The organism is Candidatus Uabimicrobium helgolandensis (assembly GCF_041508025.1).
Taxonomy (GTDB): Bacteria; Planctomycetota; Uabimicrobiia; order Uabimicrobiales; family Uabimicrobiaceae; genus Uabimicrobium; species Uabimicrobium helgolandensis.
In genome coordinates this window covers 1,869,109-1,884,868 of the sequence record NZ_CP165719.1, presented here as the reverse complement: position 1 = coordinate 1,884,868, position 15,760 = coordinate 1,869,109, and the positions used below count along the sequence as shown (strand labels likewise).

The 15,760-nt window shown below is 35.7% G+C and carries 10 protein-coding genes and 1 pseudogene; 3 read left to right on the top strand and 8 right to left on the bottom strand.

Going from position 1 to position 15,760, the window contains the following annotated elements; all coding sequences use genetic code 11:
- Position 1: 1 nt before the first annotated feature.
- Positions 2–334 carry a tetratricopeptide repeat protein gene (locus UABHE_RS06915; protein WP_372369522.1) on the bottom strand — a complete coding sequence of 111 codons (333 nt, stop codon included), beginning with the start codon at positions 332–334 and terminating at the stop codon, positions 2–4.
- 723 nt (positions 335–1,057) lie between these two features.
- Here UABHE_RS06915 and UABHE_RS06910 point away from each other — a divergent pair.
- From UABHE_RS06910 to UABHE_RS06900, 3 genes and pseudogenes are all read left to right on the top strand, one after another.
- Complete coding sequence (locus tag UABHE_RS06910; RefSeq protein ID WP_372369521.1) at positions 1,058–4,636, top strand: MG2 domain-containing protein; 3,579 nt, start codon at positions 1,058–1,060, stop codon at positions 4,634–4,636.
- A 15-nt stretch (positions 4,637–4,651) separates the two neighbouring features.
- A pseudogene (locus tag UABHE_RS06905) lies at positions 4,652–5,428 on the top strand (hypothetical protein); the annotation flags it as partial.
- 117 nt (positions 5,429–5,545) lie between these two features.
- Positions 5,546–6,073, top strand: coding sequence for a hypothetical protein (locus UABHE_RS06900; RefSeq protein ID WP_372371579.1), 528 nt, complete (start codon positions 5,546–5,548; stop codon positions 6,071–6,073).
- Between the two features lie 238 nt (positions 6,074–6,311).
- Here UABHE_RS06900 and UABHE_RS06895 read toward each other — a convergent pair whose 3' ends face one another.
- The 7 genes from UABHE_RS06895 to UABHE_RS06865 form a co-directional block, all read right to left on the bottom strand.
- Complete coding sequence (locus UABHE_RS06895; RefSeq protein ID WP_372371578.1) at positions 6,312–7,427, bottom strand: RNA-guided endonuclease InsQ/TnpB family protein; 1,116 nt, start codon at positions 7,425–7,427, stop codon at positions 6,312–6,314.
- Positions 7,428–7,504: 77 nt separating this feature from the next.
- On the bottom strand, positions 7,505–7,909 hold the full coding sequence (locus UABHE_RS06890; protein ID WP_372369520.1) for an IS607 family transposase: 405 nt from the start codon (positions 7,907–7,909) through the stop codon (positions 7,505–7,507).
- A gap of 89 nt (positions 7,910–7,998) precedes the next feature.
- The gene (locus UABHE_RS06885) at positions 7,999–8,115 is read right to left on the bottom strand and encodes a MerR family DNA-binding transcriptional regulator (RefSeq protein ID WP_372369519.1); all 117 of its coding nucleotides are present in this window, start codon (positions 8,113–8,115) and stop codon (positions 7,999–8,001) included.
- Positions 8,116–8,282: 167 nt separating this feature from the next.
- A complete protein-coding gene (locus UABHE_RS06880) occupies positions 8,283–10,526 on the bottom strand; it encodes a serine/threonine-protein kinase (RefSeq protein ID WP_372369518.1) in 2,244 nt (747 codons plus the stop codon).
- Between the two features lie 90 nt (positions 10,527–10,616).
- Positions 10,617–11,138 (bottom strand): N-acetyltransferase family protein, encoded by a 522-nt coding sequence (locus UABHE_RS06875; RefSeq protein ID WP_372369517.1) that lies wholly within the window; start codon positions 11,136–11,138, stop codon positions 10,617–10,619.
- Between the two features lie 34 nt (positions 11,139–11,172).
- Positions 11,173–11,628, bottom strand: a complete 456-nt coding sequence (locus tag UABHE_RS06870; RefSeq protein WP_372369516.1) for a YaiI/YqxD family protein — start codon at positions 11,626–11,628, stop codon at positions 11,173–11,175.
- Positions 11,629–11,651: 23 nt separating this feature from the next.
- On the bottom strand, positions 11,652–15,755 hold the full coding sequence (locus tag UABHE_RS06865) for a protein kinase (protein ID WP_372369515.1): 4,104 nt from the start codon (positions 15,753–15,755) through the stop codon (positions 11,652–11,654).
- Positions 15,756–15,760 lie beyond the last annotated feature (5 nt).

Sequence of the window (15,760 nt, the reverse complement as noted above, 5' to 3'; positions counted from 1 at the left end):
CTTATTTATTGATTTTATCCATCGCTATCTTAATTTTATTTTTTAAGTCCTTTTTTCGTGGAGAACCTAAAACCAAAGCCTTTTTGTAGTCGTTTATAGCTTGTTTATATTTTTGTAGTTTATAGTAGGCAACTCCTCTGTTGTAATAAGAACGAGAGTTGTTTTTATTCAATAAAATAGCTTTATCGTGGTTTTTTATTGCTAATAAATATTTTTGGAGTTTATCATACGTAATTCCTAGTTCTCGATATGTTTTATAATTATTAGGATTAATAGCTATGGCGCGTAGATAGTTTTCAAGAGCTTTATCATAAGCTTTGTAAACAATTCCCATCCCTCCCCGACCTAATTCCTTCTCAATAGTATATCTTCCAATGGAAGATCCAATTTGGATTTCCTGATATAATCTGTTTTTTTGGGCTCGTGGAAACTTGTTTTTTCTTGGATAACAAAACTGTTACCTAATTGTAGTTTTTCTGGTGTTTCTTCCTTCATTGAATCTCACATTCTTTTGCTTTTTTCGTATTATACTTTGCTAAAATATTTTAGGAACTTTTTCCTAAAACAACACTCTAATATTTTAACCTACATTCCTCAGAGAAAATTTTATATTTTATTAACCATTAGGATGGTCGACATTTAATAAAGTAACGAAAATAATATGATTTAGCTAAGGTCTATCCTCATTCAATAAAAAGGTCTCACTGCGACCTTGACCGTAATCGTTATCGTAGATCAATAATTATAACATTTTGGAGAGCATAGAAACAATACGAGTTAAACAAAAGTTTTTCATCTTGCCATTATTGAGAATCGAGAAATTATATAATATGAACAGGATCAAGAATAGTAGCACAGGCAGAACCAGAAGTGACATGATAGAATCGAGCTTTATCTTTTTACCTTAAGCAATATTGAGGAATGGATAAACAAGCACATTTAAGCTGGTCTGCAAGAAAAGCTTAGCCCAAAGATATGTTTTACGTAAAAAACTGTTAAAAATAAGCGTTAAATGTAGGTTTAATATTGTAGTTCACTTTTATTCATGGAGGTTTTTGTGACAAAAAATAAAATACTCTTTATTATTGCTTGTTTCGTGGCCATTTTTGTAGGAATAGTTCTATATTCTTGGCATATCGAAACAATGGTAGCAGACGGACAACAAACGGTGTTACTTGCACCGAAAAAACTGTCTTCTGAAAGCAAAAGTGTTTTGCGTTTGTGGGTGAAAGATCATTCGCAAAATAAACCTATCGAAAAAGCGCAAGTTAGCGCGAAACTCGTTTCCTCAAAAGAGAAGATCAGCTTAGGTGAAACAATTACTGATGGCAAGGGCAATGCACAAATAGAGTTTGTTGTTCCCAAGATCGTAGACGGTAATTATAAATTGGAGGTTACAACGGTTTCAGATATTGGGCGCGATGTTCAAGAACTTAATGTCGCGATTAAGAAAGACTATAAAATTTTATTAAGCACAGACAAACCTTTGTACCAGCCTGGTCAAGTAATCCATCTTCGTACCTTAATGATGGATTGTTTTAATAATGGACCTGTTGCAAAAGAAAATATCCTCATTGAAATTCAAGATCCTAAAGGCAACAAGGTATTCAAAAAAGAGCTAACTAGCTCTGAATTTGGAATTGCCGCTTGTGATTTTCAATTAGCGTCAGAAATCAACGAAGGTGCTTATATTTTAAAAGCGACTTGCGGAAAATTTAGTGAACAAAAAAACTTGAATGTCAAACGTTATGTTCTTCCTAAATTCAAAGTAGAAGCTAACTTTTCAAAAAGTTACTATATGCCAGGAGAAAACGTTCAAGGAAAAATAGACAGTCGTTATTTTTTCGGCAAACCTGTAGCAAATGCGAATGTTGTTGTAGATGTATCGACATTTGATGTTAATTTCAATAAATTGTTGTCGTGGAAAGGAAAAACTAGTGATGATGGAAAATGCGCCATTGAATTCTCTCTTCCGCAGAAGCTTTACGGTAGCGCATTAACCAAAGGTAGTGCAATGGTTACCGCAAATATCACGGTAACAGATACTGCGAATCATAGCCAAAAAATTACTAAAAATATTACGGTAAGCAAAGATACCTTAAATATATTTGCTATTCCTGAAGGCCGTCATATTGTTAAAGGTGTTACAAACACCATTTTTCTATGTACAACATACCCAAATGGCCTACCAGCAGCAACAGAGATTACCGTAAACGGCGAAATGGTCGTTACTAACGAATTGGGGATTGGGGTATGGAAAACAGTTCCGCAAGATGCTCCGTTTTCTATTCAAGTTGCGGGCCAAGATTCTCAAGGAAACCGTATAGAAAAAAGAATTCGCGTGGGAAATAAACAAGGAACATTTCTCGGAGTACTGAATCGCGCAACTTATAAGGCGGGGGAACAAGTCACTTTAGATGTTCTTTCCTCTGGTTATCGAGGAAATTTTTATGTCGATATTGTCAAAGAAGGGCAGGCAATTGCAAGCCACATTGTAACTGCAGTAGAAAGCAAGCATAGATTGCAGTTTACTTTACCTCAAGGCATAACAGGAACCTTGGCGATTAATATTTATAAAAGCAGCGAAGCAAATCTTATTGAGCGTGACACGCGTTTGTTATTTGTGTCGCCAGCGCAAGACCTAGAGATTACCACGAAGTTAGACAAGGATGTGTATCGTCCAGGGGAAAAAGCAACAATTGATTTTTCAACAAATTCTGCGCAAGCTGCTTTATCTCTGTCGATAGTTGATGAAAGTGTTTTTGCCTTACAAGAGATGCAGCCGGGATTAGAAAAAGTTTACTTTATGTTGCATAGTGAGCTTCTTAAACCTCGTTACCAAATTCGCTACGCACCGCCGGTTTCAGCGGCAGAGATTGTTAGTATCGCGCCAAAGAACAAAACCCATGAAAACAAAGATCAGGCAGCGCGTGTAATGTTCGCTATCGCAAGTGGAGTAGAGACCTACACACAACATAACGATAGTTATCAACCTAAATTGCAAAAAATACAAGAAAGTAAAGATCTATACTTCAAAAAACTAAGAACGTTTTTTGTCAGTATCCCTTTCGCAGCAAATGGATTGATTTGTCTATTCGCGATAATTATTATCTTTTACAAAGTTATTGCCAAAAAATCACTTTATTACAAAGAAACAACACCTGCCCAAAAAACTTTCGCATTTATATATTTGCATTACAAGGTGTTTTTAACATCGTTAATATTTTTTGCGTTAAGTATGTTTGCAATGGAGGTTGTGCGCGGTAAATTACCAGCACTTATTGTCTTTACGATATGCTGCGCAATATTTGTAGGTTTATTTTCTCTTAGCAAAAAAGATCATGGAAGGCTTCATCGTGGTTGGCTAGTTTGCGCTATAATTACTACGACAATGATGATGATTGAATTTGGTTTTAGTGGTTCAAATCGCTGGAGATATGTACGCGAAATTCAAGAAGCAATTGCTATTTTATGTAGTATTGTTCTTGGAAAGTCATTGTTGTTGACTCTCGGTTATATGGTGCGATATTTCTTACATAAAGAGAGGTTAAGACAATCGCACTTGGTATTGGGATTATTGACTTCTTTTCTTGTGTGTTGTGCCTTAAGTGTATTATCGCTCTTTATTGTGGAAGAAAACTATTCTTTGCGCTACTACATTGGGCGAGATAACATTGAACTAGCATTCATAACTAGTGGCTTTGTTGTGCTGTTTTTAGCCCCATTATTTTCGACATATTTGCGCAGTTTTTTGCACGAAGTCAGCGTAAAAACCTTATTCAAAAGTATTTCACCTAGCGCACTTCTTTTGGCTGTAATGTTTACACTGCCAACTCTTTCAAGTGTTGGAGAAAAAAATATCAGGCTTTTAGAGGTTGCCAAACAAAACGTTTTTTTTGAAAACACTAGAGAAGATCGTGGAGGTGTGCTTGCTATGAAAAAATCGCAAAACTCTCCACAAACAGGTAAACGCCAAGTTCGCATTCGCAAGCATTTTCCCGAAACACTATACTGGAATCCGCAACTTCTTACAAATGATGGAAAAGCCCAGATTAAAATACCTGTATCAGATTCGATCACGACTTTTCGTATGGTATGCCAAGGAGTTGATAAAAACGGAAATCTCGGTTCAACAACAACAGGTATCCGTGTTTTTCAAGATTTCTTTGTAGATATTGATTTTCCAGTGGCTCTTACTCAAAACGACATAGTTACTGTACCAATCCAGATATACAATTATCTGAAAACAGAACAACAAATAAAATTAGTTATGGAAAAGGAGCCATGGTTTGAGTGTCTTGATGAGGTAGAGAAACAATTGACAATTCCTGCTAACAATGTCAGCGTTGCGTATTTTCGCATACGTGCTAAAAAAGTAGGGGCAAAACAATTAACAGTATTCGCTTATGGTTCAAAAATGGATGATGCTGTTCGTCGCTCTGTAACTATCGAACCTGATGGCAAGAAGATGGAAACAGTCATTAATGGTTCACTCGATCAAACAACTACTCATCAATGTACAATTCCAGAAAACTCTATTGATGAAGCTAGTAAAATTATAGTGAAATGCTATCCAGGAATTACTTCGATACTCGTCGAAGGTCTTGAAGGTATGCTACGACTTCCTGGTGGCTGATTCGAGCAAACGTCGTCCACATCATTTCCCAACATTTTGGTGATGGATTACTTAAAGAGAACCGGTTCGGCTTCTCCTCAAATTATGTTAAAAGCAGAAAGTGTATTAAATGTTGGTTATCAAAAAATTCTTACTTTTGAACGCCCAGGTGGTGGGTTCGATTGGTGGGGACGTGACCCCGCTCTTGTATGGTTAACAGCATACGGTGTACAACAACTAAACGCTCTGTCAAAAGTCAAAGAAATCGATACCGCTGTAATTGATCGTGCGCAACAATTTTTGTTATCCAAGCGCCAAAGTGATGGCTCTTGGGGAAATATTGGTGGTACTCATAGTGAAACAATTTCTTATGTTGCGCACCCTAAACTAGCTTTAACTTCTTATGTCGTTTGGTCTTTAGCTAAAGCAGGCTATAAAGAGCAAGCTAATTTTAGTTGTGGCTATTTACGCAACAATGTGGACAAAGCAAAAAACAATCCATATCTATTGTCTTTAACAGCAAATGCGTTATTGTCTGCAAATAAAAACGATAACATAGGGCTAGAATTATTGCAGCAATTATGCAATTTAGTGGTCGAAGAACAAGGCAATGCATATTGGAAAGCAACAGGAAAAACAGCGAGTTATGCATATGGAGACGCCGCTAATGTAGAGATAACAGCATTGGCTATACTAGCAATGATCGAAGCAGGAAAACACGCTGATGTTGCAAATAAAGCCTTAAAGTACATTACTTCATCGCGACAAAGTGGTGGTACCTGGGGATCAACTCAGTCGACTATTCTTGCCTTGCAGTGCTTAGTTTCTAGTGATGCCCTAGCATCTTCTGGTGGTGAAGCGCAAATTGACATTGTACTAAATGGCAAGAACATAGATGTGTGGAAACTTGACGATAGTAATCGCGATGTTATGCAAATTATTGACCTTGCTCAGTACACCCAAGTAGGAAAAAATGATTTACAGTTACAGGTAACTGGCAATCCAAATGTGATGTACCAAGTAGTAACGCGCCACTATGAACCTTGGGCCGACTCGGATAAACCACAAAAACCAGTAATTGATCTTGATGTAGTGTACGACCGCACCACTTTATCCCGTCATGACACTATAATTGCCACAGCTAAACTTAAATATAGTGGTAATAATCCGACATATATGGTGATTATTGACTTGGGAATTCCCCCAGGATTTAGTGTTGACCGCGGTGATTTTGCTGAATTTCTAGGAAGTAATGCCATTAAACGCTATAGCATTACTTCTTCGCAAGTGACATTGTATTTAGGAGATGTCAATCCTCAAGATGAACTTAGTTTTGTGTATCATCTCAAAGCTAAATATCCGCTTAAAGCAAAAACACCAAAGAGTACTGCTTATGAATATTACTCTCCTGATGTTCGCGCTCTTTCACAACCTCAACTTATTGAAGTAACTGACTAATTTAAAATAGCCTTGGCATTTTGCCAAGGCTATTTTGTCACCGCCTTAATTCAGCTATCGATATTTGGTCTAAAACCTTTTGAATATAGAACTCTTTACATTGTGCGTAAATTGAATGTAAAAGTAGTGTAAAAAATAACAAAAGACATGAAATAATCATGTAAGCATTACCGTTTAAATCAACTGCGTACGTTGTACAGCCGATAAATTTTTGTTAACAAATGCTAACAAATGCAAGCTACAAAGAATGCAGCCAGGGGTTATCTCCCAATGTACGTAGAAAGATTCCACGCGCTCCATTAAAATCGCGATCAATACGCTTCTTACAAGAAGAGCAATTAAAAAACTTGTGTCCACCGATATTTTCTTTAACATAGCCACAAGAGCTACAAGTTTTGGAGGTATATGCTTCGTTTTGTTCGATAACAATAGAAGACAAGAGCTCAGCTTTAGACTTCAAAGTATTTTTGAACTTGAAGTGCGACCAGTTGAGCATTGCTCTGACTGTTTTTGAGCGTATTTTTCGCTTTGAACGTAGCACCATTTGGCTGGTTTCAAAAGGTGGTATAATAATAATTTCAAAATGTTTGCACAAGAAATTGGCAGTTTTGTGATGGATTTCGCTGATGAGATCTTTGATTTTCCATCGCATGCGATCAGCGGCTTTTTTCATACGCTTTTTACGTCGTGATTTTGCTTTCGATATGCGACTGGTAAGTTGATCGAGATGATGACATAGTCGCACAATACGACCAAAATCACCACAGCCGACTTTGCCACAACTGTGTTTGGTGTAAAAAGTTTGAAAAGATCGAACTCCTGGATCTAAGGCAACGATGTCACTCCTTTGGTTTTCAGGTTTCATGACAGGTTTGCCTTCAGGCTTAACAAGAAAAAAACGTCCTTGTTGGAAAACAACGCGGCAATCAAAATAAGCTTTACCAACAACTTCGCGAAGTAACAATTTTCCCATTTTGCGTTTATAAAAGGAATCTTGCTTTACAGCACTTTTTGGAATGTAGATGCACTCATCGCGTTTTTTGCGACTTTTGAATTTCACTTCCTGCACTTTACCAGTTTTTGCGAACTTCTTTTTGGCATTTTGTACAGCTTTGCACGCATCTTTAATAGCAATTGATTTGATTTGAAAAGGAGTTTCTTTTGACCACTCAGGTAGATCATCAAGTATTTGTTTCTTGATTTTCATCCAGCTTGCAGTTGTATTTGGCTGTTTTAAATAGTGAATCGTTTTGTTGTAAACAAACCGAGCGCAACCAAACCAGTTACGTAGAAGTTGCCGCTGTTTTTTGTTTGGATAAGTGACTTGACAAAAGTAGTTACCCGTTGAATGCAGGGCTTTATTTTTATAGCGCGGCGCGACGAAGGCGCGCAGCCGTAGCTGCGTAACAGAGGAGCAACAAAGCTAGAAAATTAAAGAACAAAATGCCAATGGGTAAATACTTTTGGCAGGTTACTTAGAATCTTATTTTCCTGCTTCTTTTTACTGCTATACCTTCGCATTCCGTGAAGTTTACACGAGAATACGTGTATGATCGACATAAGATCTTCTGTGAGCTTTTGTTGTGCACTACTTTTATCTTCTTCGAGAACCACGACTCGCCCACCACCGATTTCCATAATCCACTGGATAAGTCGATATCCAAATCTACTAAGTCTGTCTCTGTGGGTACAAAGTACTTCTTCGATTTCTCCTCTAAGTCCTTGTTCCAGTACTTTGAGCAGCCCTTTTTGTTTGAAGTTGAGCCCTGACCCAATGTCGGTGATGATTTCATGATTTGGATACTTTTCCTTCATAAACTTCTTTTGTCTTTCCAAGTCGTCTTTTGCTTACTGCTCGATACGCGACAATAACATACTTTTTTCTTTGGCTTTTTATTACCTAATATACTTTCCAAATTGTATCTTCATTGGTTTGATTTTGTGCGTATTGTTTTGATAAGTCCTTTTTTGTCCCAGTTTCTTAAAGTATTTGCGTGCACTCCTAATATTTCGCAAGCTACTCGACTTGGTACCCACTGCATTTTTTACCCCTTTTTCACTCCCATTTTAACCTTTTTAATATTTATTAGCAAATGTTATAATAATAATTACTAGTAAACAACCTTAAATTTTGTTGCTGTACATCAATAAAAAGTGGTACCTAGAAAGTAATTGAGCTAGATTTATAATAGTTTGCGGTTGCGAATATTTAAAGTACAGTGCGTCCTAATTTCTTTCCTTTTTGAGCAGCCACAAATATACATACTGTGGATACTATTCCCGTTTGAAAAAAAAGATTGGCTAAAATCTCACTAGGAGGCAAATTTGAAAGATAATGACCTACAATTGTTGAAAATAGAAGTGCTGATAAAATACATACTTTGCAAAAAAGACATTGCCACCAGTTATATGGAACAAGCATATTAATAAAGAGAATCCAAATAATAGAAGGAAAGATCCCTAAGCTTGCAATATTAGCTTCTATTTTTATAAAGAACAGACCTATAACCATCAAAAAAGAACCTATTATTTCATATACCATCGCAGTATAAATTATCGTTTTTTCATTGAAGTTTTTATTCTTGAATAGATAAAAAAACGTACAGAAAAAAATAATAATACTTCCTTTCACTGTTAAAGGAATTTGTAACGCTACTTGGTCGTCAATAGTGACAGGAAGTGTATGAACCATAGTAAAACGAATACACACAAGTAACAAAAAAAAGAGATTAAGTTTAAACAAGCTTTTTGATACATCATGGCCCTTTTTAAAATTTTGTGCTATTTGTATTTCTTTTTTAAGTTTTTGCACTTGCTCATGATCCTGGTTAAGCTTTTTTAATTGTAACTCTGCAAGACTAAAGTCAGCTCTATCAATAGCTGTTTTTGCATAAGCAACAGAAGAGTCGATAATACCTTGTTTGGCAGTAGTATTTTCTTGCCATAATTCAAGTGCTTGTTGAAAACCAAAATAGGCTTTCGATAAGTTATCATAGGTAAATTCGTTGTATTTTTCTTCTCTGCAATCTCGTAGTACTTTTTGCGATTGATCTGAGAGTAAAATACTTTCGCAGTGCTTTAAGAAATTATGTACATCTTTTTGAAAATCACGAACATCTACATAACGTTTCTTTTCATCTCCACAAAGCGCTTTACAACAAATGTCTTTTAATTCTCGTGACACATTTACCGGAAATTCTGGTAATTCGCCACAAGTAGCAGATCGAAAGGCCATGATAGTCGTTTCTTTATTATGAGGAGCTTCTCCACATAGAATTTCATATAAAATACCACCTAACAAGTAGGTATCAGTCCATGGGCCTATTTTCTGGCCTTCTCCATTAGCTAGCTCACGTGAAAAATAAGCAGGAGTACCCATAGGAGCAGTTATTGTGTCTTTATGCGAAGCAATAATCGACGGAGACATACTCACTGCTAATCCCCAATCCATCACTGTCACTTCTCCAAATTCACCAATCATTATATTTTCAGGTTTTAAATCGCAATGGATAATCTCTTTACTATGGGCAAACGCAATAGCATTACACACTTGCAATAAGACATGTAAATTGTCTTGAAGACTATTTTGTCTTATAAACTCATCCCAAGATTTTCCTTTGACGAGTTTCATGGCTAAAAGAACTTCTTCGTCTTGTTGAACAAAATCGTATACTGGTATGATATTAGGATGATCGAGATAAGCGGTGATCATTGATTCCGAAACAAAAAGTTTTTTACCTTTTTTTCGCAATAATTTTTTGACGGCAACTTCGCGTTGCAAACTGTTTTGTGAACCACGTAACACTATTCCCATTCCACCGCGAGCAATTTCTTCATAAAAAGAAATCCGTGGTTCATTGCTCTCGCAATTTGCGCTAAGTGCTTCATTATGGACGCTGTCATCTAATTTACTTGAGCTAAGATGACGTTCGCCTTTATAGGTATTCTTGATATCTACAATTGTTTGCCAAATTTGCTGGGGAGGGTCTTCCAGGATTGTTGTGTGTTGTAGAGAACTGTCCTGTCTATTCGAATTAATGGTTTTGTTCTCTATTTTTGATTTAGATAAATTGTGAACAGTAGACGTGTATAATGCATTTTTTTGCTTCTTTATTGTAGGTAAATAAGGGCGTTTTTGTAGATTTTTTTGAAACTGATAAACATCTTTCACAAACATTTGTTCTTCATAACATCCAGCAAATCGAAAGATATTTTTAATATTTTCATTTGCACAAAATTTAACATCACCATTTTTGGCACAGTTAAATTCTTTGTAATCGAGCCATTTTTTTAGTATTTGCGGACTAATATAATTGCATACCTCAAAATCGCAAACAACATAATATCGTTCCTGGTTTTTTAAGTTGCTAAAACACAACTCTAAATCATCCTCGTTTGTCTTTTCTTGCCACTTTATACACACAAGATTTGATTCTAAAAAGACTACATTCATACTAGGCGCCTAAAAAATGATACTCAAAACAAAGTAAAATGTTGTTTCAATTAGGAAGCAAAAGACATTACACAAAAACCTAAAACTCGTCTATGTCATAAACCGTTTTGTTAATACAATATGGGAAAATGTTCCTTGTTGCGGCTTAGAAGCTATAAATCCATGCTTCTCAAAAAGTTTTTTCAATTTTATATTTGTTGTATGAGTTTGAGCTACCGCGTATTTTGCATTTCTTTGGACCCACCAATTTTCTTGTTCTTTTAACAAGCGACTTCCTAGACCTTGTTGACGATGGTCTGGGTTAACGTAACGCGAATAACAAAAACCATATGATATATTTTTATTGTCTTTTTTTATTGAAAAAATAGAGTGCGCAACTATTTGTTGCACGTCTTCTTTTATCGCAACTAGAATTTCATGTTCTGGTTTTGTTAGACTTGTAACTAACATGTTGCGCATTTCTTCGAAGGTAAAATTAGAGAATGTCCTGCGCGCAATTTGTGGGTCACCTTGAAATTCAGGAATTGTTTCGAGTACTGTTTCCATACAACGTCTGGTGATGAGATCTACTGCATTGTTATCATTTCTATCTACTTTTCTTATCTGATACATTTTTGTTTTCTATCGTTATTGTTGTTGCGATTCTTTACTCGCCTTTAGCTATTTTTCTACGTATCTTTTGAATGGCTAAATCAAGACTTTGCAAAAACTTGGAGCGGTCTTTTTTTTGTAGAGGTGCTGGTCCTTTAGTCATGATACCAGCATCGCGCAATTGTGATTGAAGTTCGCGTGTTGCTAAAGCGTTGCCAATGTTGTCGTCGGTAAAAAAACGTCCACGAGAGCCTATTACACAAGCTTCTTTATTAAGACAACGTGAAGCTAGGGGAATGTCAGCAGTAATTACTATATCGTTTTCTTCTACATGTTCGGCAATCCAATTATCAGCAGCGTCAAGATCATCATTCACTAAAATAAACTCTGTCCAATCAGGTGTTTTCATCCATGCGTTTGCTACTAGAGTTACTTCTAACTCATAGCGCTGTGCTACACGGTAAACTTCTTTTTTTACTGGACATCCATCGGCATCAATAAATATTTTCATATAAAATCCTCTTAGAGTTTGTTTTATTTTGGCAAGGCTTGAATCCATTTGTTTTGAAATAGCACACGGAATTCGGGGTATTGCATAATCAAAGTTTTGGTAAGTGGGCTATGATTTCTCTTGGATATATCGTACAAACGACGATAAATGCTATCGTAGTATTGTAAATATTTGATTGCTTTTGGGTAATCACGTTCAACAGCAAAAATGCGCGCTAAATAGATGTTTGCTTTCAGTGTATCTAAATAAGCTATCATATGATAGGTTTCCTTGTTATTAGTCAAACATTTATAAAAAAACTGTTTAGCTTTTTCTCTTTCGCCCAAACGCCAATAAAGTTTGCCTACATCTAGTGATGTGTCATATCCGATATTTAGCTTTTCTAATTCTTGTAATTTTTGTTTTGCTCGTGATAGACGATTAGTTGCTAGGCAAACTTCGACTAGTTCTAAGAGATATAATTTGTTTTGCGGCGAACTCTTCAATATTTTTTGCAAATCTTTTTCTGCTAGTAGTAGATTATTTTGCTTGCGATAGAGAATGGCCCGTTCATACATGTATCTATTTTGTGGTGAAAGCTCAATGGCCTGAGACAACCATCTTGTATATTTTTCCATTTCACTTTTGTTTTTAATACTACGCAAATACAGAAGGTAGTTTTGGTATCGTTTATTAGGTAACGCACGATCTACAGCGTGATAAATCTGAAATTTTTTGAGCATATTTAAATAAAGTAAGGTGTAGTAGCCTTTTGCAGCGCCTTTGCGCGCCAAGGAATCTTGTTTTTGATATTTCTTGCGTAGTTTTTTGCGCTGTGATGTAGATGCTAATGCTAAGGAAGCAGCGATAGCGTTTTCCTTTACTTTTTTATTTTTACTATTCGTATATTTTTTTATTAACTTGCGTTTGTCCATGATAGATATTTTTGATTTTTTTAGAAAGGAAAACATTGGAATTGTATAACCACCAACACTATTTAATATCAAGTGAGCTTTTACATTGCTTGTTTCTTTATCAATAAGATGTACAGGGTTTTCGCTAAAGATAAACGAATTGCAAAAATAAACAAAAATGCGTAAAGATTCTTGAGGGTCTTGCGAAATAATTTTAATTTGTTGTTGTGTCGTTTTTGTACTTTCTTGCATCAACTGTAGCGCTTGTGTAGGGTTTCGTATCATTTTCTTAAAGCGTACATAATTACTAAAAACAACGACAGTAACGCGAATGAAAAAAGAATTTCGATTATCTGATAATAGTTTATTCAAAAAAGGGTGACTAGGATTTGCCATTGCTAAAGCATAAACGGCAGGAAGTTTAATAGGCAAACTCTTGTTTTTTTGTATGAGAGAAATAAGAGAATCTACAATGAGATTCATATCAAACTTGTACGAAAAAAATAATACGCCTGATACCACATTTTGATTGCGATCATTCAAGGCACGAACAAATAAATGCTTATACCGTGAAAAATCTCGCCAAGAGGCAGCATACCAAAAATAATAATGAGCACAATTTCGAAAACTAGGATTTTCGTGCGACATATACTCTCGTAAAATAGATGTTGCTCGGCTGCGCAAATGCCTATTTCCTGTAACAAGAGGTAATTTAGATAGATTTCCTGCTGCATATATTTTGATTTCAGGGATTTCACTTTCTAGCCATCTTTGCAAATAAAATATTCGTTGTTTGTAAGTTGATTTAAAAACGTTCATTTCTAAAGGAAAGTTCATTGAGTGACAAATTTTGGCAATGAGGAAGGGATCGCTAATACGATCTATGATATCTGGAATAGCTATTTCTATAAAATTTCCAAAATCACGCAATACACAACGACATATTGCTGCAATTTGTGCATCATCATTTTCTGCTAGTTGCTCTAGAACTGAAAATTCTCCTAATTGGGCTAATGCATAACCAGCGGCGTAGCGAAGCATTAGAATTTCAGAACGGTCCTTTAGTACTAGTTTTATAGATGGCTTTTTATTTTGTAGTATTTTTAAGGTACTCAAGTCTTTATGTAAATACCAATCCACTAAAAAATACCCGAGTACTTGTTGTTGCTCTTTGTTTTTTTTCTCTTGAAGAACTAACAATGCTTTTTTGAATTGTTTATTCTTAGGATTGTTGCGAATAGCACTATTAAGTGTAGTTTCACACTCATTGTGGTAACGCATACTTAAAATACCACTTAGTGCTTGATTATAAATTTGAGAATCTTTGTTGCGAAGCGATTTTATAAAAGTTTCTGGACTACCATTGCTATGCTGAACATTACTCCAAGCAGTATAATGCTGTTTGTACTTAACAAAAATTTCTTCAAAATTCTGTAAAAATACATCGGGGCGCTTTGTTCTCGCGAGTTGTCCTACATAATAAGAAATTGTCCAAAAAAAATCGTTCTCAATTTCGGGGAGCCCTACAGCAAGTTCCATAAAGTTACTAATCGCTTGGATATTAAAAGAGTCCAATTTTAAAGCTTCAATAAACGATGCTTTTGCTGCATCGAAAAGCCTAAGTTGGTGTTGAATTTGTCCGCGCAAAATGTAATAGCTACTCTTTTCTGGCGCAAGTTCTATTGCTTGTTGTATTTTTCCCAAAGCTTGCCGATACTTCGTTGTTGCAAAAAAAACTTTAGCCTGATAGTTTAATACATTGCTATTACCGGGTAAGTTTTGCTGTGCTTTATCGAGTACTTTTTTGGCTTTCTCGTGCTCGTTCAAATAAAAAAGACATATTCCTCTGTTTAGAGGAACAACTGGTGTTAAGTTCGAAATTTGCCTAAAACACTTTAATGCTTCGCGATAATTCTTTTTATCTAGTAGCAGATTGCCTTTGTACAGTAATACATTGTTATAGACTCGACTAGATTTTTCTATTTTGCTGAGAAGATCTAAGCTTTTTTGCGTTTGTTGTTGCTGTTTATAAAGTTTTGCCATTTCAAAGTGAGTCATTGCAGTTTGTTTCTTCATTTTCTCATATTGTTTGGTCGCTAAAGCATATTGCCCCGTTTTGGCATAACACAAAAACAATTTTTCTCTCACTTCAGTGGTGTTTCGTCGTTTCTTTTGGATACTCTTTAGCAGTTGTATAGCTCTGTCGTAGTCTTCCTGAACAATGTTTTCACTTGCTTCGATATATATCTTTTGCGCTTTTGATATAGCTGTTTCAATATTATTGATATCAATGTTTTTTTGATCGCGGCTAGCATAAAAATTATAAAAAAGAATAAGGAATACTACAAAAACTAAAGCCGCTATAAAGAGCTGTAAGTTGTTGGAAGTTTTCTTTACTTTGGCGACAGAACGGTTACGCAAAGACCTTCCCAGATCATCTGCGAATTTTAAGGCCGAAGGGTAACGATTTTTTTTGTCTTTGCTTAGTGCTACTAAACAAACATTTTCTAAACTTTGCGGAATTTTTTGATTGATTTCTTTTGGAGGAATTGGGTCCTCTATAAGTATCTTCTGTACAAGACTAATAAAAGTAAGGGCATGGAAAGCAAATTTTCCAGTGAGGAGTTGATAAAAAATAGCTCCTAAAGCAAAAACATCGCTGCGTGCATCGATATCTTTGTGGCGCCCTTCTGCTTGTTCTGGTGACATATAAAAAGGTGTACCAATCGTATCTCCCGTTTTTGTCAATTGATAATCGCTGTCTACTTTTGCTAATCCAAAATCCATAATATGAGGATCACCACTGTTATCAACTAAAATATTGTCAGGCTTTAAATCTCGATGAATAACACCTTGGGTGTGTGCGTAGTGAACTCCTTTGGCAACCTTGCGCATTAAGCTAGCAATTTTATTTGGAATCAGCTTGTGCTCTTCAACATATTCAGTGAGTGGAACACCCTCCACATAATCCATAGTGAAATAATGAATCCCATTCTCTTCACCAATGGTGTGAACTTTAACTATAAATGGATGATGTAATTTAGATACTGCGGTAGCTTCGCGATAAAAACGAGAAATGGCAGATTCGTTCATCTGATTTGGTAAGATTGTCTTTAAAGCGACGATTCTTTTTAAGTTTGCATCCCACGCTTTATATACTTTCCCCATACCCCCTTGTCCAAGAATAGCAATAATTTGATAGTTGCCTATCGTTTTTTCTTGTGATATGCTCATAAAAA

Coding starts and splice junctions, on each gene's coding strand:
- UABHE_RS06900 (WP_372371579.1), top strand. CDS start 5,546: ATGCAAATTATTGACCTTGCTCAGTACACCCAAGTAGGAAAAAATGAT.
- UABHE_RS06870 (WP_372369516.1), bottom strand. CDS start 11,628: ATGAAAATATTTATTGATGCCGATGGATGTCCAGTAAAAAAAGAAGTT.
- UABHE_RS06865 (WP_372369515.1), bottom strand. CDS start 15,755: ATGAGCATATCACAAGAAAAAACGATAGGCAACTATCAAATTATTGCT.
- UABHE_RS06880 (WP_372369518.1), bottom strand. CDS start 10,526: ATGAATGTAGTCTTTTTAGAATCAAATCTTGTGTGTATAAAGTGGCAA.
- UABHE_RS06885 (WP_372369519.1), bottom strand. CDS start 8,115: ATGCAGTGGGTACCAAGTCGAGTAGCTTGCGAAATATTAGGAGTGCAC.
- UABHE_RS06915 (WP_372369522.1), bottom strand. CDS start 334: ATGGGAATTGTTTACAAAGCTTATGATAAAGCTCTTGAAAACTATCTA.
- UABHE_RS06875 (WP_372369517.1), bottom strand. CDS start 11,138: ATGTATCAGATAAGAAAAGTAGATAGAAATGATAACAATGCAGTAGAT.